Origin of the sequence: Ligilactobacillus acidipiscis, assembly GCF_900116935.1 — a bacterium.
In the GTDB taxonomy this organism is placed as follows: domain Bacteria; phylum Bacillota; class Bacilli; order Lactobacillales; family Lactobacillaceae; genus Ligilactobacillus; species Ligilactobacillus acidipiscis.
This window is the reverse complement of record NZ_LT630287.1, coordinates 734,929-757,762: the sequence shown is the minus strand read 5'-3', so window position 1 is coordinate 757,762 and position 22,834 is coordinate 734,929. Positions and strand designations below refer to the sequence as shown.

At 40.6% G+C, this 22,834-nt stretch carries 20 protein-coding genes; 2 read left to right on the top strand and 18 right to left on the bottom strand.

The window, feature by feature from the left end:
- Positions 1-64 precede the first annotated feature (64 nt).
- The 16 genes from BQ5903_RS03370 to BQ5903_RS03295 form a co-directional block, all read right to left on the bottom strand.
- Positions 65-796 (bottom strand): hypothetical protein, encoded by a 732-nt coding sequence (locus BQ5903_RS03370; protein WP_010499231.1) that lies wholly within the window; start codon positions 794-796, stop codon positions 65-67.
- On the bottom strand, positions 796-1,680 hold the full coding sequence (locus tag BQ5903_RS03365; RefSeq protein WP_010499229.1) for a glycosyltransferase family 8 protein: 885 nt from the start codon (positions 1,678-1,680) through the stop codon (positions 796-798). Before BQ5903_RS03365 ends, BQ5903_RS03370 begins: the two co-directional genes overlap by 1 nt.
- Positions 1,681-1,739: 59 nt before the next feature.
- Positions 1,740-2,396, bottom strand: coding sequence for an ABC transporter permease (locus BQ5903_RS03360; RefSeq protein ID WP_010499227.1), 657 nt, complete (start codon positions 2,394-2,396; stop codon positions 1,740-1,742).
- Positions 2,396-3,343, bottom strand: coding sequence for an osmoprotectant ABC transporter substrate-binding protein (locus BQ5903_RS03355; RefSeq protein WP_079578850.1), 948 nt, complete (start codon positions 3,341-3,343; stop codon positions 2,396-2,398). Before BQ5903_RS03355 ends, BQ5903_RS03360 begins: the two co-directional genes overlap by 1 nt.
- Positions 3,344-3,354: 11 nt before the next feature.
- Entirely contained in the window at positions 3,355-3,981 is a 627-nt protein-coding gene (locus tag BQ5903_RS03350) for an ABC transporter permease (protein WP_056972284.1), read from the bottom strand.
- Between the two features lie 5 nt (positions 3,982-3,986).
- Positions 3,987-5,204: a betaine/proline/choline family ABC transporter ATP-binding protein gene (locus tag BQ5903_RS03345; RefSeq protein WP_010499222.1), complete on the bottom strand. Its 1,218-nt coding sequence runs from the start codon at positions 5,202-5,204 to the stop codon at positions 3,987-3,989.
- A 340-nt stretch (positions 5,205-5,544) separates the two neighbouring features.
- Positions 5,545-6,930: a group II intron reverse transcriptase/maturase gene (gene ltrA / locus BQ5903_RS03340; RefSeq protein WP_079578848.1), complete on the bottom strand. Its 1,386-nt coding sequence runs from the start codon at positions 6,928-6,930 to the stop codon at positions 5,545-5,547.
- Between the two features lie 568 nt (positions 6,931-7,498).
- Positions 7,499-8,686, bottom strand: coding sequence for an aminotransferase-like domain-containing protein (locus tag BQ5903_RS03335; RefSeq protein WP_079578846.1), 1,188 nt, complete (start codon positions 8,684-8,686; stop codon positions 7,499-7,501).
- Positions 8,687-8,936: 250 nt separating this feature from the next.
- A complete protein-coding gene (locus BQ5903_RS03330; RefSeq protein ID WP_010499218.1) occupies positions 8,937-9,296 on the bottom strand; it encodes an iron-sulfur cluster biosynthesis family protein in 360 nt (119 codons plus the stop codon).
- 83 nt (positions 9,297-9,379) lie between these two features.
- Positions 9,380-10,336: a Dyp-type peroxidase gene (locus BQ5903_RS03325; RefSeq protein ID WP_010499216.1), complete on the bottom strand. Its 957-nt coding sequence runs from the start codon at positions 10,334-10,336 to the stop codon at positions 9,380-9,382.
- A gap of 247 nt (positions 10,337-10,583) precedes the next feature.
- Entirely contained in the window at positions 10,584-11,258 is a 675-nt protein-coding gene (locus tag BQ5903_RS03320) for a hypothetical protein (RefSeq protein ID WP_010499215.1), read from the bottom strand.
- A gap of 209 nt (positions 11,259-11,467) precedes the next feature.
- Positions 11,468-12,682, bottom strand: coding sequence for an MFS transporter (locus BQ5903_RS03315; protein ID WP_079578844.1), 1,215 nt, complete (start codon positions 12,680-12,682; stop codon positions 11,468-11,470).
- Between the two features lie 389 nt (positions 12,683-13,071).
- Positions 13,072-13,749 carry a metal-dependent hydrolase gene (locus BQ5903_RS03310; protein WP_010499211.1) on the bottom strand — a complete coding sequence of 226 codons (678 nt, stop codon included), beginning with the start codon at positions 13,747-13,749 and terminating at the stop codon, positions 13,072-13,074.
- Between the two features lie 136 nt (positions 13,750-13,885).
- Positions 13,886-14,839 (bottom strand): D-2-hydroxyacid dehydrogenase, encoded by a 954-nt coding sequence (locus BQ5903_RS03305; RefSeq protein WP_010499209.1) that lies wholly within the window; start codon positions 14,837-14,839, stop codon positions 13,886-13,888.
- A gap of 136 nt (positions 14,840-14,975) precedes the next feature.
- Positions 14,976-16,187 carry an NAD(P)/FAD-dependent oxidoreductase gene (locus tag BQ5903_RS03300; RefSeq protein ID WP_010499207.1) on the bottom strand — a complete coding sequence of 404 codons (1,212 nt, stop codon included), beginning with the start codon at positions 16,185-16,187 and terminating at the stop codon, positions 14,976-14,978.
- 12 nt (positions 16,188-16,199) lie between these two features.
- Positions 16,200-17,108: a prenyltransferase gene (locus tag BQ5903_RS03295; protein ID WP_079578842.1), complete on the bottom strand. Its 909-nt coding sequence runs from the start codon at positions 17,106-17,108 to the stop codon at positions 16,200-16,202.
- Between the two features lie 306 nt (positions 17,109-17,414).
- Between BQ5903_RS03295 and BQ5903_RS03290 the strand changes: the two genes are divergently transcribed.
- Together BQ5903_RS03290 and BQ5903_RS03285 are read left to right on the top strand one after the other, a co-directional pair.
- A protein-coding gene (locus BQ5903_RS03290; protein ID WP_086989537.1) for an IS5-like element ISLpl3 family transposase occupies positions 17,415-18,190 on the top strand; the annotation gives its coding sequence in 2 pieces (ribosomal slippage) (positions 17,415-17,739 and positions 17,739-18,190; 777 coding nt in all).
- A 124-nt stretch (positions 18,191-18,314) separates the two neighbouring features.
- Complete coding sequence (locus tag BQ5903_RS03285; RefSeq protein ID WP_056971585.1) at positions 18,315-19,295, top strand: polyprenyl synthetase family protein; 981 nt, start codon at positions 18,315-18,317, stop codon at positions 19,293-19,295.
- 48 nt (positions 19,296-19,343) lie between these two features.
- Here the strand turns inward: BQ5903_RS03285 and cydC are convergent, their stop codons facing one another.
- The gene (gene cydC / locus BQ5903_RS03280) at positions 19,344-21,119 is read right to left on the bottom strand and encodes a thiol reductant ABC exporter subunit CydC (protein ID WP_079578840.1); all 1,776 of its coding nucleotides are present in this window, start codon (positions 21,117-21,119) and stop codon (positions 19,344-19,346) included.
- Positions 21,120-22,832, bottom strand: coding sequence for a thiol reductant ABC exporter subunit CydD (gene cydD, locus BQ5903_RS03275; protein WP_079578838.1), 1,713 nt, complete (start codon positions 22,830-22,832; stop codon positions 21,120-21,122).
- Between the last annotated feature and the right edge of the window lie 2 nt (positions 22,833-22,834).

The following is a 22,834-nucleotide window of genomic DNA, read 5'->3' as shown; positions in this document are numbered from 1 at the left end:
CAAGAAAAAAAGTCCTAGAAGCAGGACTTTTTTCATTTAACGAATAATTTTAGTCGGTTCAAACTCATTTCACACTGAATACCTGGTCGTCTATAAAATCAAACGGTTGATGGTTAACATTTAACTTTTCAACTAAGATCAAATCAGCATCCCGCCAAAATTGCGCTGAATTAGTTGCGCCATTCTTTTCACCGATCACTAAAAGTTCACCCGGCCAGCTGGAATTACGCAAAAATTGAAGGATCTCATCGTCGATCTCTAAACCATCAGGGGACCATTCCATAATGATCACATCGACAGTCTGGTAGTATTTCTGCACTGCTCTTAACGCATCCAAACGTTCGATTTTTGTCCACGGAGCGGGTCGAGTGATATCTTGTTCTTGCCAATCTAAGTTATCAGTTGCGTTAATGTTTGCTAATTGACTCGCCAAGATGCCATTACCAGCCATGACTTGTAAAGTTGAACGTCCATTTAAATATTCTTGCAGATCAGCAACCCATGCAGCCGAGAAAATATGCCAGATACCAAAACTTTCGATCACACATTGTCTGAGGTCATTCAGAAAACTTTCCACCTCTAAAATGTCTTGGTGATGACCTAACACTTCAAAGACCAGGTTTGGCGATAATTCCAATTTTGGTAAGGGCTCTCGTGGCAGTTGCCTTTTCTGAAAAGCCGTGACCGTTTCTTTCACAGCCCGTAATCTTTTATTCACGGCAGGCAGCTTCTCATATTCCTGCTGGTATTTAGCTAACTTTGCCAAATATTTTTCAGCTTTAGCTCCTGTTTCCATTATGACTGTCCATTTTCGACTGAAACTTCCGGATCAGTCACGGTTGAAAAATGCTGCGTGTTTTCTTTGACCCAAGGTTCTAGTGCTCGATGCGAGTAATGTTTATATAAAGCCGAGTATCTGCCAAAATACCCAGATTTCCAGGGTTTCTCACGTCCACAAAAGTGTAAGATCGCCGTATGTTCCATGACCCAGTTCAAATCCCACTCACCCATGCTTAATACTTCATAGGTCCGGTTTTTACGGGCGTCAAAATTCCAGATCTCATCCGGCAGGTCTTTGATCTGATGCCCATACAAGCCATTTAAAATGTCCTGATCTGGCAACAGTAAATTAAATTTATTGTTTTCTATAAAATCAAAGATATCATTTGGATCAACATTTTGCCTGATCTCACTTAAATTCATCAATAATACACCAGAATTATAATAGGCATCAGCATTTTCGTTTTTCAAGCGAACTTTATTAACAACATCAGTCACGTTTGTTAAACGACTATGGCTGCATGCAGCATAAAGATACCCATTAATATCAGTATCGTACAGTGGCTTAATATCATTGATACATAATAGATCTGCATCCAGATATAAAACCTTATCAACGTCTTCTGGCAAATATTTGTGAGCCAAAAGACGGTAGTAGATCGTATGTGGATAACGATCCGTGATCTTTGCATTCGCAAATTCATTACCAGTCACGATTATGGGACAATAGTCAACCTGATTTTCGTGGCAAAATTGGTAAATTTTTGAAGTTTGTTCCAGCTCTTTTTCTTGGATCACAAACATTTTAATGTGTGTGACCCGCGAATTTTGCAAGATGGAATAAACAACTGTCAGCATTTGATCAACAAATCCATCATTCACTGCAAACAATAAATTCATGACTTAAACCCCATTTAATTTCTTAGTATATATCGAACTTCGCCACCATTATATCATAACTATTTGGCTCCATGCGGTTGGAGTTTTCTTTCGACCCATCCCAAAGCCAGGTCAGAAATAATCGCCATCAAAGCCGTTGGCAAAGCACCAGCCAAAATGATCGCACCACCATTGGTTGCGTTAGTCCCGCGAATAATAATATCACCCAAACCGCCAGCACCAACGAAGGCCCCAATCGCAACATTTCCGATCGCAACGACCAAAGCATTTCTCAAACCAGCCATGATCACGGATACAGCCAAGGGCAACTCGACCAAAAACAGCTGCTGCATTTTCGTCATACCCATTCCTTGGGCAGTATCGATCACATCACTGCTGACACTGATCATCCCTGTATAGGTGTTTTTAACGATCGGTAACAAGGAATACAAGAATACGGTCACGATAACGGTATTAACACCCAGACCCAATGCAAGCATCAAGATCGATAACATAGCCAGCGAAGGGATCGTTTGAATAACGTTAGCCGCTCCAATCGTGAATGAACTAAGTTTATGATGCCGTGCAATAAATATTCCCAGTGGTATGCCGACTATTGCAGCAAATAAAACACCGTATATGGCGATCAAAAAATGTCGAGTAAATTGTTCGAGTACATATGAGCCATTATGGACCATATAGTACCAAAATTGTTGCCATAACCCCATGTTACTCATTATTGATCAGCTCCTCTAAAGTAGTTATTCTTTTCAAGAAATTGGCGGGCTGCAACGGATGGTTCTAATAGATTATTATCTACTTGGTAGTTCAAAGTTTGCATTTGTTTTAAGTTTATTTTTCCATCCAAACGGTGCAGCAACTTACGCAGATCTGGATGTGCCTTTAAAAACTTGCCGTTTACTACAAGTGAGCAATCATAAGGCGGGAAGAAATGTTTATCATCATTGAGGACCTTTAAGTTATAACTTTTGATCCGTCCATCCGTTGAATACCCTAAGACGGCATTCATCTTACCCTGCTCAACGGCGCTATAGACTAAGCCCAATTGCATTGGATAAACTCTTTGGAAGTCAAAACCATAAGCCTGAGAAAATTCTTTATACCCATCGCCCTTCCGGTTCATCCATGAACTGTCGACACCTGCTTTCATGTCTTTAGCATGAGCCTGCATGTCAGAAACATTAGTCAAGTGATATTTCTTAGCAGTTTCTTGCGTAACCATGAACGCATAAGTGTCAGCAAAGCCCATTGAAGGATAACGAATTTGTCCATACCGTTTCTTTAACTGTGTATTAACGATATGCGTGGCCTTTTTTGGATTTTTCTCGGGGGGCAATTGTAATGTCCCGGTGAGATCTGTCCCGGTGTAGCTAGTGGCCATCACATCGGCATCATTTCTTTGCAAGGCTGCCTGTGAAACAGAAGATGACCCTAAATTATTGACTAAGGACGTCTTATAATCAGTTTCATGCGTGATCAGTTCCGAGATAATATTTGCGATGATCTGTGATTCCGTCGAAGTAACTGAAGCGATCCTGACTGTCTTGTCAGAAGCTCCGGTACCGCTTAGCCCAGGAAAAGAACAACCGCTGACCAAGACTAACAGTGCACAAAGTGTAAGAATAAGTGATTTTTTAAATCTATGTGTGGAATTTCTTAACATAAGTGACCCTCCTATCGCTGTGAGATCGGAGTCAAACGATACTCCAATTTGCCTAGCAGGAAGTCGACAACTAATGCCAATATTGTAACTGGGATCGTCCCGCCAATGATAAGATCCGGTTGATAAAGATTCAAACCATTAAAAATAAAGTCTCCCAATCCACCGGCACCAATGTATGAAGCCAACGTAGCCCATGCAATAACGTAAACTGCCGATAAACGAATCCCTGCCATGATAACCTGCATGGCCATTGGTAATTCGACTTGCCAGATCGACTGTAAGGTGGTCATACCCATTCCTTTGGCACTGTCTTTTAAGGTCGGGTCAACATCATTCATGCCAATATAGGTATTACGTAAGATTGGCAACAAGGAATAGATGAATAAGGCCACGATCGCAGGAACCTTCCCGATCCCAAAAATCGGGATCATCAATGCCAGTAAGGCAAGTGAAGGGACTGTTTGCAGCATACTAGCGATCCCTACAATAATTTTGGCTGTTTTAGGAAAACGTGTTAACAAGATCCCGATCGGAACAGCAACAAGGACACCTAGTAACAGCGCAATTGCGGAAATATAAAGCTGTTCCCAAGTTTTAGTAACTAGTTGACCGCCATATTGGTTTAAAAAGGACATCATTGTAATCACTCTCCTTTGACAGCCGAAACGCCATTATCGCGATCACTATTTTCCTGGCCTCCATCAGTATCATCAACAAGTTGTTCATTTGCGGATTCGCCCCAGATCGTATCGTAGACCACGTCGACCATGGTCGTCCGCGTGACGATACCCAGCAGTTTTTTGTCTTTATCGACCACTGGCAAATATTTGAAATCACGGTTCAACATTTTGCGCACAGTTTTTCTGACTAAGGTATCATTTTGAAGTGTCGGCATGTCGGTACTCATCAAGTCTGAAACACTGGTAGCACTCTTATAATGAGTAGTGATAGTGTCGATATCAACATAACCTTTAAAATAATTATCCTTGTCGACAACGATCAAAGTATCTACCCGTCGTTGACGCATTAGTTTAACTGCATCTGAAACTGAACGTTCCAACGTGATTTTGACCGGATCTTTTAGCATGATCTGGTCAACTGTGGATAACTCAGCCCGTGCCTGACTTAAACGTTCTTCACCCAAGAGGTTTTTGACGAAATCATTTGCCGGATGCTGCAAGATCTCTTCAGGGGACGCACTCTGAACGATGTGGCCGCCATCTAGAATAACAACTTTTGTGGCTAGCCTAAGTGCTTCATCAATATCATGGGTCACAAAAACGATCGTCTTTTTCAAATGTTTCTGCAGGTCACTGACCAGGTCTTGTAATGACTCACGAGTGATCGGATCCAAAGCACCAAACGGTTCATCCATCAAAATCAGATCTTGATCAGCCGCCAATGCCCGAATGACCCCGACACGTTGCTGTTGTCCACCTGAAAGTTGTGACGGATAACGCTCTAAAAATTCCTCAGGAAGTTCTACTTCCTTACACAATCTTTGAGCCTGTTGTCTTTTCTTTTCTTCCGGCCATTTCAAGAGACGAGGAACAAGCGTGATATTATCGTAAATCGACATGTGCGGCATTAACCCAATGTTTTGGATCACATAACCGATTTGCCGACGTAAAGTTACCGGGTCAATTTTCTTGATATCTTTCCCGTTAAATAATATTTCTCCCGAAGTAGCGTCGTGCATCCGATTGATCATTCGCATCAGTGTAGTCTTCCCAGAACCAGAAGTTCCGATCAAACAAACAAATTCACCCTTGTCGATCGACAGGTTGACACCTTCAACCCCCACACTTCCACCACGGTAAACCTTTTTAACATCCTTGAAGGATAAAATAGGTTCTTCCATTACTTCTCCTCCTATCTTTAAAAACAGGGCATTGTGTGGCTTTAAGGAAGCAAGCACTAGCAACTTCCGCACTATATTGCGCTTTTTTGCAATGTTCTGTGAAAGTTAGCCAAGCGCAAGCTCCTGCCGCACAAAGCCCGATTAAGTTCATGTACTCACTAAAAGAATAGCATAAATTCCGCATTTTTTTAAATAATATGAATTTTATCATAATTTATAGTAACCGTATTCATGCCTATTTTTCAATTCTAGTTGCTAAAATAATCGGGTAGGAGATAGTTCACACTATCGACCTCCCACACCACCGTACGTACGGAACCGTATACGGCGGTTCAACAACTTAAGCTTTTGCTTGAATAGACTGGTACAGTTTGGACAGATTTATTAGCCCACGCTGTGCCAGTCTTTTATTAGTTATGGTCATCAACAGTGTTTTACTGTGCGCGTTGCGCCAGTATCCCTTACGAGTATTGACGTAGATTTTCGCCTGTTTGGGTGTCAAGCCTAGTTTAATCAATGCTTTATAACGGGTTCCGATATTCTTCCACTGTTTCCAGATATACTGGCGGATGCGCGAGCGCAACCATTTGTCTAGTTGTTGGAGAAAGGTTTTCATCTTCCCAATGGAATAATATTGGATCCAGCCCTGCATTTTCTGCTTAATTTCATGCAGAATCCTATCAAGGCTGACGCCTCGGCTTCTCTTGGTGATTCTTGTCAATTCCTGTTTAATTCTCTGTTTAGGTTTTTGATGAGGACGCGGGTAGGCGCTATTGCGTCCCACACCCAGAGAAAAACCTAGAAACTTCAGTCTTAGTGGAGAACCGACTTGCGTCTTTTCTGCATTCACTTCAACTTTGAGTTCCTTTTCTAAAAACTGGGTGATGCTTTTGAGAACCCGTTCACCCGCACGCTTACTTTTAACATAGATATTACAGTCATCCGCATAGCGTACAAATTTATGTCCTCTTCTGGTCAATTCTTTGTCCAGCTCGTTCAGATAAATATTTGCTAGTAATGGTGAAATATTGCCACCTTGCGGTGTACCTTTAGCGGACTTCTCGAAAAATCGACCATTCATAACACCACTCGTCAAGAACTTACGAATCAAATGCAAGACCCATGGCTCACTAATGTAATTTTCAACAAATTTAATTAGTAAATCATGGTTCACATTGTCAAAATATGACTTTAAATCAAGGTCGACCACGTAGTGATAACCCTGATTATAATAAGCAACCACCTTTTTCACAGCACTTTGTGCACTGCGGTGTGGGCGAAAACCATAACTATTATCTGAGAATACTTTTTCAAAAATAGGAGACAGTTGCTGTTGTAACGCCTGTTGAACCACACGGTCAACGACCGTTGGGATTCCTAACTGACGTTTCGAACCATCTGGCTTAGGAATCTCAACTCGTTTGACAGGTTGGGGTTCATAGCTTTCGGTTCGCAAGGCCTCGATTAGTTTTACGTTATTCTCTTTCAAGTATGGGCCAAGTTCCTCAACGGACATGCCGTCAATTCCTCCAGCCCCTTTATTACGCTTGACATGGACAAAGGCCCGATTTAAATTATTCCGGTCTAAGACCTTCTCACGTAATAAGCCATTTTGAGTTCTCTTTTCACCAGAAACAACGCTACGCGCTCCTGTTTGCTCTGACCCTTCCAGGGTTACCCTCCGCAGGTAGTCAGCTTTATTTTCTGTTTTCTGCGATTGTCGCATTGTTTCCACCTCCAGGATGAATCAAAATTATTGTTGTTCAGCCCTTCACCATTACTGGCTACTATGGTCTCGGCTGACTTCTGTCACGGACAACCCCACATTACTGTTGAGCCTGTTCCTGCTAGAATTAACTCCCAGCTTGAGGGAACCGCCATAACAGATCTCCCCGGGTAAGAACAGTAGCTTTCACATCAAACCGTTGGCTTTACTGTGATGGTTTCGAGTGGTCAAGGACTTCGGTTTGTTGAGCAACCTCATCCCACCGTTTCCAGCCTTTTAGCCACTTCTTGTTCATCGATTCGATGTTTCGTCTAGGACTTCCTTCAGATTCTACCTCACGATAGACACCCTTGTCTTCGACTCGTGATACCGGCCACTACGGCTCACAGCGGACTTACACCGCCTAGTTACTGCCCATGCCGGGCGCACCTATAACAATAAACTTATAACCAGTTTATATTTATACTTTTTGATGTTTTGTACTAGGATTCACTAAATGGCTGACATACTCCGAAAAAAAGACAAAAAAAGAGAGGAGCATTTCATTCCCCTCACATAACGACTTGCTTTAAGCTGTCAAAGCTAGTCTGATATTTTTAATTTGTTTAGCCAATAACTTACAACCCGTTTTAATTTGTTGCTCCGAAACGCCCGTAAAGTTTAAACGCATCTGATTAGCTTGATGGCTAGTTTCATACAACTGTGAACTTTCAATAAAAGTTACCGGACTGTTGTCTGTCAACAAACTTTTAGCTGACATATTTTGAGGTAATGTGACCCAAATGAAAAATCCGCCATCCGGTTTGGAAAAACTGCAATCTTGTGGCAAATATTGGGCCAATGCACTTTGCATTACTTCATTTCGCTGACCATAAACTTCACGGATCTGGTTAATATGTTCTTCCAGATCATTTTCTTCCAGATACTGATCGATCATTTGCAATACGACATTTGACGGCTGAAAATCAGTAGCTGAACGCAAACCGTTGACGAGTTGGAGAAATTGCGGCTCTGCGACCATCCAGCCAACACGTAAAGCCGGCGACAATATTTTAGAAAAACTCCCTAATAACACAACATTACCAGTCTGATCAAATGATTTGATAGTTGGCAGGTCTTGCCCTCGATAACGCAAGTCACGGTATGGATCATCTTCAATGATCAAAAAGTTATATTTTTGGGCTAATTTAACGATCCGTTTCCTTTTCGCCACAGACATGCACTCGCCTGTTGGATTTTGGAACGTAGGTATCGTATAAACTAACTTAACTGGATGGCTGCTCACAATTTTTTCCAGTTGGTCAAGGTCTGGCCCATCACTTTGCATTTGCATTTCATAAAAAGTCGGCTTACGACTTTCAAATGCCTGTAAAGCTCCGATATAACTTGGACCCTCGACCACAACGCCATCACCAATGTCTAGGAACAGATCTGCCAAAAGACTGATGCCTTGTTGCGCACCTTGAGTCAAAAACAAATTGTTTTCATCAATATCTGAAACACCAGTCCGAGAAACTAGCTCAGCTATCTTTTTACGCAAAGGAGCATAGCCATCAACGGATGCATATTGATATAGATTCAAATCACTGTTGTGAGATCTATGTACAAATGCTTTCTCCAGCTGTTCTTTTGGGAACAGTTCTTTGGCCGGATAACCCGCGGCAAACGAGATCACCTGTTCATTGTTACTCAGTGCTAATAACTCGTCCATTGCTGAAGGATCCTGGGAGATCCGTTGTGATATTTTTGGCAGCATATTTACTCCTCCTCGTATGATTTCTTTGATTTATAAGTTACTCTTAGGATACTATCAAAGTATAGTTTAGTAAAATTCAACTTATTCAGTTTAAAATGAATATTATTCATCTTAAAATCAAAAGCAAGTCACCTCAGTGTTTTTCCAGATAAAGCATTACGCTCCGACTAGGTACTTTTTGTCTGATTTTTGCAAAAAAAAGCAGCAGATATTCTAAAAAAAAGAATACCTGCTGCTATTTCTAATAAACTCAAACTTTTGCGGAAAGATCTTCAACATTGACCATGCCAGTCAGTTCGCCACTATTGCTACCACGAAGACTTAACATTTTATTTGTTGGGTTCACAACTAATTTCATCTGAGGATCCATGTACATTTCACTATATCCCTTATATCTAAAGGCCCCGATGTTAGAGTCCAAGGACTTGTTGTAATCCTTTTGTTCTGCATCTTTATCAACGGCAATGACTCTAAAAACGGAAGCTAAAGTACATGTCCCGACATTTGATAAAGAACCGACACCATCGTCAAAGTCCAACAACAGATCCTTACCTTCATCGAGATATCTTTGTAATTTTTCTTGTGCTTGTGGTTCTACTGTTAAATACATTTCCATCTCTCCCTCGTCTTCATAACTTACACCTTAATTTTACTAATATTTTGTAAGTATGCAAGTTTAATGCTTGCAAGCAATTAAAGTTCACCATCGGCAATCGCATCCAGTGTCGGTCTAGAAGGAATAAAGAATAATTGACCACTTAAGAGTGTGGAAAACGTGAGCAGAAAATCTGATGTGTCAACCATTTGCTGGCACATCTTTTTAGTAACTTCCCAGTGTCTTGCATAGCCGATAAAGTATGTTCCAGTTTTACCAGAAGCCGGATCTGAAAACGGCACATTCATCCGGACGATTTTTTGTTCCTCACCATCGATCTCGATATTTGAGCTAACATTATGAGCATTCGGCATTTTGTCCTCATCTTCCAGTTCAAGATCGGTGAACTTTTCACGTCCGACGGCCCGCTCTTGTTGTTCCGTCTTCATCTTATTCCAAAAATCCATATCATGCAGCCATTTCTGGGCAAAGGCATATGAGCCATTAATGTAATTTTCGTCTTCATCACCGATCAAGGCGTAACCTGCTGCATCTTCGATCTGCGGGGCTTCTGTGCCATCAACAAAGCCAATAATAGCCCGTCCTTCAAAGTAGCGGAATCCCTTTGTCTCGTCTTGGACTTCTGCAATGTCTTTCAAGAAACGCATGAACTGCGTTTGAGCTTCATAAACAACCGCCTCGTTACTTGCACGCAAATGGAAAAAAAGGTCTCCGCCTGTCCCTGGCATACTATACTTCGGTCCTTTTAAACCGGTAAAGTTTTCGAGTTCTTTAGGCTTAGGTGCATCTGGAAACAAATATTCGAAGGCATCACTGCTGAATCCAAAACTAGCTTTTAATGAAGATCTTCCTGTCTTTGGATCTGCATCTCTGATCTTTAAAGAACGTAAGATCGCCTGATAGCGGTCTGCAAACTCTTGAATAGCTTCACGATCACTAGCCTGATCTTGCCGCTTTAATTTCAAAACCGTAAATTGAACATGTTCACCAATATCTTTCCAGACATCTTGTGCTTGACTAGCATCAACTGTCATCTTTGAAACCCCCTAGGAATTTTAGAGCGTTTGTAAAAAGCAGCAAACAAATACGACTTCCCACAAACTTTAACTCAATTGATTTTATTTACAGTTACAATTGTAAAGTGGGGCAGCAAAAATTTCAATATAAATCCCATTAAAAAAACCTAAAACAAAGATATTTATTATTTTTCTAAAATAAAAGAATAACAAAAAAGCCTTCTCAGGTTCTTGTAAAACACTAAGAAGGCAAATTTGTTATTTATCAGAAGTCAAACACACTATAGCGCGCTCGCTCTGATTGAACATCGATCGTAGTTTCATCGATCTCTGGACGCAATTTTAATATAACTTGTAAACTTTTCTGTTCCTCGTCAGTCAAAAAATGACGTGTCGGGATGTTAACAATATTACGTCCGTTAGCTGAATACTCTAAGACATTTTCTTCCACCTTAGGCGGCTCAGGTTTTTCCAAATATTTCCCGATGACTGGATCTTCTGTCATATATACACTAGCTAACAAAAATGTTGTTGCCAGACCCATCAATAAGTTTTCTTCTAAAACGCCTTTTTCTTGTGCATCTCTTTTTGTATCACGATCGACCAGTCTAGTGACAATACTTTCTAAACCAGATTCTTCTGCAAAAGCATAGTTTCCTTTTGAAAAAGCAACTAACGGATCATCTCCTAGATAAATGATCAAAGAGTATGGGGCAATGTTACCGCTAGTCTGCAGCATCACCCCGCGCTGTCCGTGTGATTCCTTTAATTCTTCTAACAGTTGATCTTCAAAATCTTGTGCTAAAACCGCATGGATCTCAGAAATTTGCAAAACCTTAGCTAATCCAGCAGCATAATGCTGTTCAAACTGAGCAGCATATTCACGCATCGTATCATTTTGCAGATAAAGCAGATCTTTTTCAGTAAATTTTTCTGACATATTGGCCTCCCTTCATTTTCGATACAAATGAGAATGAAGGTCTATTAAAATTTGGTTTTAAAGACCTTTTTAACCTTTGAACCTTCTCTATTGTAATCCAAATTTAAATAATACGAAAATCTTCAACTCCACAATTGTTCATTAAATTTAAAAGTGATAATTTCTTAAAAGTCACTACACCTGCCCTGTAGTATAAAACAATTAAGGGATCAGTATGCTTTAGCCAGCTTGCTTCTAGTAAACGAAACAAAATTGATCACCATTATTAGACTGCAGAATAAAAAGATCTGGCGGTAATCAAAAATTGTAGCGATCGCTGAACCTAGCAGCGGACCAAACATATTACCCAGAGACTGGAAGCTCTGGTTATATGAAAATACAATACTGGTATTCTCTGGTGCCGTATTTTTCGTCAGTAAAGTCTGGACAGATGGTAGAATTGCGGCATCTGAAACACCTGTCAACAACCGGAAGAACATCAAAATGTACACATTTTTGACAAATGAAGTGAGAGCAAACACGATCATCGCAAACACAAAGCCAAATATTAGTAATTTGTGCGTACCGATCTTATCGCCCAAGCGGCCAAAAAATGGTGCCGCAAGTACTGTAGAGATCCCTGGCATCGCCGCAACTAAACCAGCCATCATTGTGACTGACTGCCCTGGAGTTGTTAATTCCTTGACAAACAAACTTAAGATCGGGTTGATCGACATTGTTACTACTTGAACCACCATGGTAGTTGTGATCAGTAATAAGATGACTTTATTACTTCTAATATCTTTAAAAGTCAGTGATTCTTTTTGTTTGCCGCTTGGCTGGGTCTGGACACTAGGTTTTTCATGTACCAACAAATACGTCAGCAAGCACACTATCAGCATAATCACACCTGTGATATGAAAAGAAATTCGATACGAGAATACATCAGCTAAAAAGCCGCCCAGTAATGGTCCCAAAAGGTTACCTGCAGTAATACCCGTTACTAAAATGCTTAAGGAATGCCCAGAATGCTCTCTGGGCGTTTGTGCTGCTACTAAAGCATTTGAATTTGAAACATAACCGCCAAATGCACCCTGTAACGCACGTAAAGCAAAGAGTTCCCAAACATTAGTTACAAAGCCCATCAAAAAAAAGACGATTCCCATTCCAAACGAAGCCCGGATCAGCATCAATTTACGTCCCTTCTGATCAGCGAGCTTGCCCCAGAGTGGAGAAACGATCGCCATGATCAAAAAAGTCACCGCGTAGACTAGGCCGCTATAGACCGAAAGTTGATTTTTTGAAAAATGGCCTAATTCGTTAATAAAAAGTGACAAGAATGGCATGATTTCGCTCATTCCGACACCTGTCATGAACACACCAAACCATAAAACATATAAATTTTGTTTCCATAGGGGCCGTTTTTCATGTGATTCAGTTTCCATTACATAACTTCCTTGTATGATTAATGACAGAACGCAGGAACTCGGATAGAAGGCGCGCACTAGCAGACTTTTATGTCAGAATGCGTTTTTTGCATTGTGGGATAAAAGTTGGCTATGCACAACCTTCTGAGTTTCGGAGCTCGACTAAAATGACAGAGCGCAGCGAGACGTTCAAGAGACGAGCATATCGGACTTAGGCGTTATAGCACGTTCTTTTGCGCTGTAATGGCTAAGTTGGATAAGCGGAGTCGCTTGGCTCGCGGAGCTCGACTAAAATAACAAAGCGCACTACTACTATTTTCCGATAAAAAACGTCTGGACATAAGTTAATGAGAATTACGTCCAGATAAATAATTAGATGTCTCTTTTTTCAACAATTATGGACTATTTTACAAACTCCAAGGCTGATCAACTTCTGGAATATAACCTTGGCCTTTATCCAAGAGTTGTAAAAAGTCCTGCGGATCGGCTTTGATCGTTGGAAATGTGTTGTAGTGAACCGGAACAACTGTCTTCGCCTGCAATAATTTAGCAGCATAGGCTGCATCGTCGCCACCCATCGTAAAATGATCACCGATCGGCAAGAAAGCCACATCAACAGGTTGTTTACGACCAACTAACTGCATATCAGAAAAGAGCCCCGTATCGCCAGCAATGTAAATCAACTTGCCCTCGATCTTTAGGGCCAAACCAGTTGCCACACCTAAAGGCAAATTCACCCCGTTCACGGGAGTTGCTGTCGTATGCCAGGCAGGAATGATCTTAACGTCACCAAAATCCAGCTTTTCCGTACCCCCAATATTAGGACCGTAGGTTTTAAAGCCTTTTTCTGCAAAATAACCAGCAAGATCAGTCATCGCCACAATACTTGCACCGCACCGTTTGGCAATTTCTTCGGTACTGCCAACATGGTCGCCATGCGCATGAGTCAATAGAATATAGTCTGGAGAAAAATCTGCAGCTTTTGTCTTGGTAAAGGGATTTCCATCGATAAATGGATCGATCAAAATTTGCTTACCTGCGGTTTTTACTTCAATGAACGAATGACCGTGCCAAATTATTTTCATACCTTTATTCCTCCTCATAAATTTGTCAGAAAACATCGTTAAGATAAACTCGGCTAAAATTATAAATGACCTTTTCGAATTATCATTCTACCCTCTCTTTTAACCCTTTATCAAACAATTAAACTGGACTAAACAATCAATAACCTTGGCCCAGATCAACGACATTTTCCACTGGCACAATTTCGTCAGCAGCCATTTGCCGAATATTGCGTGCCGCAATCTCTACCACTCGATGATCGTACAAGGCTGTGTCACCACCAGTATGAGGAGTCAGCAAGACATTCCCTAATTGCCAAAATGTTGAGGATGACGGCAGCGGCTCTTCCTTGAACACATCCATTATGGCACCGGCAATTTGCTCATTTTGTAAGGCTTCGATTAAATCATCTTCATTGTTAGTCTTCCCGCGACCGTAGTTAATATAAACCGCTGACTTTTTCATTTGAGCAAAAAATTTTGCATCGATCACGTCCTTGGTTTGAGCGGTCACGGGTAAGGTATTTAAGACGAAATCAGCTTGAGCGGCAATATCCATCATCTGATCCATCGAATAAATCTGATCGATGTTGATCGCTGGTTTAGAGCTATGACGGACACCAATAATACGCATGCCAAAAGCCGCCGCTAACTTAGCAACTTGTTGACCAATATGCCCGACTCCTAACAAAAGCAATGTCTTATCCGCTAATTCTTGGTAACGTGAGATTTGCAACTCATTCCAAGTATGTTTTTGCTGGCTAACAAAAGCATGTTGCAAATGTCGATCCCAAGTAATCATTTCACCCAGGATCTGCTCTGCTAAACCCGGTACCATTGCCCCGGAAGCGTTAGTCAAAGAGATGTGCTTTTCTTTAAAAAGCTGTTGCGGTAACTCATCAACGCCGGCAGACCATGCCTGGACCCACTTTACAGAGTCGTTGGAGGTTAAAAGATCAGTTATTTTATTATCATAACCCAAAATAACATCTACACCATCCAAGGTATCTTCAGTTATTTCTGAAGCCGGCACATATAAATATTCAACTGTCCCAGCTTTTTTGAGTAACTCTTCATCGTCTGAACTGAGTTTCTGTAAACTCAATACTTTCATTTTATCTCCCTCTCCTTTATGATATTTTAACTAAAAGTATAGTACAGATCTATCAATTTCTCCCCTATTTTGAATCAACAAATAAGGGTGTTGTCTCCAAACTTCAAGACAACACCCTTATTAGCAATAATTTATTCTAGTGATACAAATCAAAACGACCCTTAGCAAAGAGTTCTTTTGAACCGCCAGTTTCCATCAAAGATTTGTCCATGATGATCTTCTTTAAAGCAGATGCAAGATAGCCCTTAACTGACTTGCCATTTCCTAAGATACCAAAGGCACTCGTATTACCGATCGATGCAACTGTACCAAGAGAATCATAAGTAAAGTCACCAGTTTCACGGCCTGATAATTGCGCCAAGATATTCTTAGCAGCCAATTCACCCATCACTAACGAGATCTGAGCTGTTGTTGGATATGGACGGTTTGATTCCGGATCCATCACTGCTGAACAGTCACCAACCAAATATACATTACGGTATTCTGGATCACGAAGGTCACTGTCGACCATCATGCGACCACGTCTTGCTGAGAAGCCAGATTCATCGATGACCTTGCTGCCTGAAACACCTGTTGTCCAGATGATCGTGTTAGCAGTTAATTCATCAGTATCCCCTGTTTCGGCATTTGTTTGATAAACAACAGTTTGAGGTTTGATAGCTTTGATCGGTTTACCAGTCAAGAACTTAATACCCCAACTTTCAAGCTTAGCAACACCATAATCAGCCAATTCTTCAGGCATCATAGGTAACAAACGAGTAACAGCTTCAACTACATAAATTTCGATCCGTTCTGGAGCTACACCAGCAATCTCAGCAAATGATGCGCGGTTTTCGTTTAAAGCACCCAACAATTCGATACCAGTAAATCCGGCACCACAAACAACGATCTTCAAATCATCCGGGTTGTGTGTTTCTTTATAATCTTCCATTTGTGAAACGATATGGTCATGGACCGCGATCGCAGTTTTAACGTCCACCATTGGCAATGAGTTTTCATCAACTCCGGAAATACCAAATGATTCTGAACGGAAACCTAAAGCAACGATCACATAATCATATGAAAGTGTTTCCCCGTTATCTAAGCTAACTTCTTGTTTATCACGATCGATCTTTTCAACAGAAGCCTGAACAAATGTTGTTACATCTGGATCAACAACATCTTCGATTGGATAAAGGATTTTTTCAGCAGGTTGTGTACCTGCAGCAACTTCATGTAAATCAGTTGCTTCATAGTGGTAGTCGTTACGATCTACCAAAGTAATATGAAAGCCACCTTTGCTTCCTTGCAAAAATTTCAAAGCGCGCAAGCCTGCGTACCCGCCACCTAAAATAACAATTTCTTTCATTTGAATCTCTCCTTATAGTGTAAAAATAATATAAACTAGATAAGATAATGCTTGTGCAACCGAACCCACCGCAAGAATTTTAATGGCACAGGGGAAAGTCTCTTTTTTGACTTGCTTTGCCCTAAAGAGCTGCACATTTTTTATGATCACAGGTAATGCCAGCAAAGACAATAAAACTGTCCAAGGAGCAATACCGACAAACACTGACAATACTAATACGAGGACTGCTATAACGTTCATTATAACAAATAATCTGACTGAATTCTTCTTTCCCAAGTAATGAGACAAAGTATAACGCTGATTTTTTTCATCTTCATCTAAATCACATGTATTATTAGCTAACATGAGATTGGAGATCCATAGCGTATCAGGCAAAGAAATCAGAATAACGCCCAGAATAGTAAGCCAATTCCATGTAAAATCTTGGTATGTATTAATATATACACACAACAAAGTGATCATGAATCCCATTGTCGGACCTGAAAATAGTTCTCCTAATGGTAAGCTGGATAACGGTCTTGGACCAGATGAATAAAAGATCCCAACCAAATAACAAAGAACACCCATCACTAATACTGGCCAGCCGGTAACATAGGCTATGGTAATGCCGATTGCTGCCGAAACAAATATCATCGATATCATAAGTCCAAATACTAACCTTAATGATAAGTGTTCTCGGCCAATAATGTTAGTATTTTGCTTATAATTTTTTTCGTCAACTGCATGATGGTAGTCATTATAGTTATCCAAAATGTCGACTGCCATATTGAACAGGAACATTGACACAAAAAAAGCAAGTAACAATCCTGGATGGATAGAATGAAAATTGTACCAACTATAACATGCACCTAAAATAAAAGGTAAAACACTAGCAGTTTTAGCTTTGATCTCAACTAATTCCAAAAAAACAGAAATAGGCAAAATAACACCTCCTTTCAATAACAGAGCGTAGAAACTCGGATAAAGGGCACGCACTAACAAACGGCTTTCTATGCTGAAGTTTTTCTCTGATAACTTACTGTGATCGACTGTACTAAAAAAAATAAACAAGTAAACTCGCTTCTTATTTAGCGTAGAACAAACAATTTTCATCTAAAGATAAAAGTTTATGGCGTCAAATTTGTAAAAAAAGTTGTCAACAACCTATCCCACTTATATTCTACTAGGGACTGTCTGAAAACTAAAAATTCAGGTATAATCTGAGGAAAAACGAATCGAGGAATTCCGATGACAACACCTAAACGATACGAACTGGAAGATGCTCAGTGGGACCGAATCAAAGGATACTTCCCGCCATACCGGACTGGCCGTCCATCAAGCCTAGACAACCGTACCGCCCTCAACGCTATCCTCTGGCTCATGCGCAGCGGGGCTCCTTGGCGTGATCTACCTGAACGCTATGGCTCTTGGAAAACGGTGTATAGTCGCTTCCGAGCCTGGGTAAGTTCAGGCTTGTTCGAACAGGTTTTTCTCGAATTGATTGACGATCCCGACATGGAAAACTTGAGCTTAGATTCAACGATCGTTCGAGCGCATCAAAAGGCCACTGGGGCAAAAAAAACGCCGAATGTATGGTCGAAAATCAAGCTATTGGACTAAGTCGAGGTGGCCGAACGACCAAGATTCACGCACTCGTTGACGGATTAGGGAATCCCTTGGGTTTTCGCCTAACAGGTGGTCAAGTACATGATAGCCAAGTTGCCAGTGAGTTGCTGGAAGGCTTCGATATTTCTCAATCAAATATTATCGCGGATAAAGCCTATGGCACCGCGAAACTTCGCCAGTATATTGAAGATAAAGCAGGCGTCTATACCATTCCGCCAAAGGAAAATACCAAAGACAAGTGGACCTGTGATTACCACGTTTATTGTGAGCGCCATTTGATTGAGAACTTCTTCAATCAGTTGAAGAACTTTCGTAGGATTGCAACGCGTTATGATAAGCTCGCTCATGTTTATCTGGCTACGGTCTACATTGCCTCAATTTGCATCTTACTTAAGTAGTTTTCAGACGGACCCTAGCAAAACATACAAAATATCAATTAAATGTTTTTCACATCTTCCAAAAATATGGTTTAATATAGTGTATATACTCGTTTACTAATTAGGGGCAGGAAGGACTACGAACATGTTTACATTATGGAATAAATTTCCTCAAATTTACAAACAACTTAAGCACGTCGAAAAAATGATCGACGACAGGCTTCATACAAATAATCCCAATGTCGAAGAGCTACTCAAATCTTTAGCAGAAGACCAAGGCAAACAACTACGCCCAGGTCTATTTTTACTATTTAGCCAACTTGGTGAACAAAAAATACATAGCGACGAGAAGATGATCAAAATCGCAGCCTCAGTTGAAATCCTGCACAAGGCTACCCTGATCCATGACGATATCATTGATGATTCGCCTTTAAGACGCGGTAAGATCACCATTCAATCAAAGTATGGTAAGGATGTTGCTGTCTACGCAGGCGATCTGCTATTTACCGTCTTTTTCAGCTTGTTGACTGAAGCGATGAACGGTTCAAAATACATGAGCTACAATTCTAAAGCAATGTACAACTTATTAGTTGGTGAACTTAGTCAAATGCATCTCAGGTATTCGCAGACTCAATCGATCGCTGATTATTTGGAAAACATCAAGGGTAAAACGGCTGCTTTATTCAAATTGGCGTGCATGGAAGGGATCCATTTCACCCAACCTGATCCGGAAACTGAGACTCTAGCCGGTGAGATTGGTTTAAACATCGGGATCGCTTTTCAAATCTATGACGATATTTTAGACTACACCGGCAATACCAAAAGTTTAAAAAAACCTGTTTTAGAAGATGTGGCTGAAGGTGTTTATTCTTCACCTTTGTTGTTTGCATTTACTAAAGCACCAGCTGAATTTAAACCCTTGCTGGATAAAAAGCAGGATATTAGTCCAGCCGAGATCCAAGAAGTTGCAAAATTAGTCGCAAAATATGATGGTGTAAAAGATGCTCAAGCTCTAGCCAAACGTTATACTGACTTGGCTTTGGCAGAAATTGATTCTTTAAGCAATCAAAAAGTAGCTCGTCAAATCAAGACTGTTGCAATCAAACTATTAAATCGTGCTTCGTAATCACGACCAAGAATTAGGGAATGGCCAGCGCAGCCATTCCCTCTTTTTTTAGAAATTTCCTCGATCGATCCGCAGTAATTTCTGATAATATGAATTTTCATCTGCCAATTGAGCTGGGCTCCCATTGAGCTTTAATTCACCATCTTCGATGAAAATCACTTGGTCCATCAACGACAGGCCTTGTAAATGATGAGTGACCCAAATCATTGTTTTACCAGTCAATTCTTTGACAAATGTTTCGATCAGTTCTTGTTCAGTAACAGGGTCTAAGCTAACGGTAGGCTCGTCTAAAATAACAATTGGTACCTTTTGCAACAAGATACGCGCTAAAGCCATCCGGTGTCGCTCTCCACCTGAAAAACGATGCCCGGCTTCGTCAACTTGTGTATCAAGTCGTTGTGGCAAACGCATTACCATTTCAGTTAACCCGACCCGTTCTAAAACATCCCACACTTCTTCATCAGTGGCATTCTCGTTACCAATTTTTAAATTATTACGAACTGTAGTCCGAAACAGATATGGATCCTGGTGGATCACACCAACAAAGCGGCTGATCTCATCACCCAAATCATAAACTGGAATATCATTCAATAAGATTTGCCCGCTGACCGGTTTTAAGTCGCCCCGTAATAAATGGATCAAGGTTGTCTTACCAGAACCGCTCCGTCCTAAGATCGCTATTTTTTCACCCTGAGGAATCGACAGCTCAATATCTTTTAGGACATCTTTATTTTCACCATCACTATAATGAAAGCGCAAGTTTCTAACTTCAATTTTTAACGGCTCTGTAATTTTGGAAGCAAGTTTTTGCTGCGCTGTTTCTGTCTGCTCATTTTCTAAAACTTCTTCTTTTGCTGCTGATAAATTATTTAGCCGAGCTAACGAATCGTCATAGATACTTGTTTCCTGAGCCGCACCTGGCATCTGGGTGAAGGCATCTTCTAAAGGAAAGATCACTAAAACAAAAGCCGCGATCCAATTAGCCGCGCCGCCATGATCACCTGGAAACTGAAAAGCCGTCCAACACAAAACAGCAATCGTAATGACTGCCACAACAATCTGAACTAAAAAGTTGCGTAAATTTTCATTATTAGACAACCGATGGTTGACCGCACGTAGCTTGCCCTCCTCATCATCATGTTGTTTAACATAGTCTTGTCCACGCTGACTAAATATCCAGTCTGAAACACCCAAAACATTGTCCGTGAGACCACCATACAGGGTATTTTTAATTGCTTTTTGCTTTTCTTGTTTGGCCCCGTTAATGATCATTGAAAGCAAAGGCATCAAAATCGTCAAGACCCCCAATAACAAGAGCATTATCAAAGCAAAAAACCAGGAAAAAAAGCCCATAGCGATCACGATCACAATGTACAATAACCAGCCAACGATCGTTGGAAAGACCGTGCGTAAGTATAGATTTTGAATATGATCGATGTCATCAGAAAAGACACCTAAAATATCGCCTGTTTGGTGTTTGTCCTTAAAGAAAACCGCGTCTTTTTCCAAAACATTGTACAATTTAAGACGTAATTCACTAGTTAATTTTAAAACCCAATTATGGCTAGTCAATCTTTCTAAATAGCGAAAAACTGGGCGACCGATCCCAAAAGCACGCGTCAAAACAATTGGAACATAGACGAGCAATATATTCTCTGGTAAAGAAGCAGATTTACTGATCAAATAACCTGAGTTAAACATCAAAGCTCCGCCGCAAAAGAATGTCATGAAACCTAAAAACAAAGCTAAAATCATGGACTTAACATATTTGGACAAGAAAGGCTTGATCCAAGTATCATTTTTTAATAACGTAAAAATTTTCATTTAGATCCTCCCCATTGCTTGTCTTAAATGAACTAGTGCACCATTTTTCTGCTTCAATTCTGCCAAACTGCCAGATTCAACGATCTGTCCATGGTCAAGGACCAAGATTTGATCCATCTCATTCATCCAGTGTAATCTGTGCGTTGCAAAAATTACCAAATGATTTTTCATCAAAGGCAGCATTCTTTCTTTTAGTTCAACTTCAGTTTCAATATCTAGGTGAGCCGTTGGTTCATCAAACAGAATTATTTTCCGACTTTGGTCTAGAAAAGCACGTGCCAAGGCAATTCTTTGTGCCTGCCCTCCACTCAAGCTTCTGGCTCCCTCACCTATCACTGTCTTCAAACCATTCGGCAACTCAGAAACTAATTTTTCTAGTCCAACAACCTTAATGGCCTCGTTGACCTGCTTAGCGGTAGCCTCTTGATGGTAAAATACGATGTTATCGTGCAAACTAGCATGAAAAATGTACGGATCTTGCGGAATATAAATGACTTGCTTTTGCCAGTCAGGCTGTTTGAATGAATCGATCTGAACACCATTCAAGTCGATTTGAGCATATTCTGGTTGAATAAAACCACTCAAAAGATTGATCAAGGTCGATTTACCAGAACCGCTCAATCCGATTACACCAATGTTTTGATATCCGGTGATCTCAAAAGAAAATTGATTGCTTTGACTGGTCTGGTCATATGAATAAGACATTTTGTCGACCACCAAACGACTATGTTCATTCCATTGCGACAACGTTTTAGCATCCGGAACATTTTCATCAAAATCTAAAATTTTACTGATAGCGCTAAAGGCATTTTTGCCATTCAAAGTCGCATGATAATCATTGGAAAAATCACGGATCGGCAAGAAATACTCTGGGCTTAAAGTTAAGATCACTAAAGCAGGATATAGCAAGATCTGCCCGGAAATCAAATGCAATCCCAAAAAAACCGCTACGACCGCAATAGAAAGTGTTGTAAAGAAATCAAGCGCAAAAGTTGAAAGGATCGCGATTTTCAGAGTATCGATCGTGGCTTTCCGATACTTTTCACTCGTATTAAAAATGCTTTGCCCATATTTTTTACTTAAACCAAAGAATTTTAGAGTATCGATCCCGCGCAGCGAATCAACAAAATGATTTGACAAGATCTGATAAGAAGCATATTGTTTGTTGGCCTTATCTTGCGCAGCATAACCTAAAACGATCATAAAAATGATATCAACAGGTAAAATTACCAATAAAAATGCCGCTGCTTTCCAATCATAAATTGCGATCCCAATCACTACTACAAATGGAATGATCATCATATTAATGATTTTAGACAAACTCAAGCTCAGGTAATCCTCGACCTGGTCGATACCTTCGAGGGCCATCGTTGTTACATTACCTGTTCCTTCTTTTTGGGTGATCTCAGGGCCAACACGAAAAATCTTATCTAGTAACTGATTTCTGATCTCTTGCGACTGCTGACTGGCAAACTTATCCAAGCGCTGCTGTTTTATGTATATACACAAATGACGCAGCGCGTACAGCACTACGAACCATACGAGCCACGCTATTTGTGCAGACAATGGATGTCCATTCCATAATCCCACGATCGCACGTGAAATCATGATCGTCTGACCGATGATCGCAACAGACTGGATCAATGTCAACAGCATCAGTAAGGATATTATTCCCTTAGCACCTGGGAGTTCCATTATCTTTTTGTCTAACATTA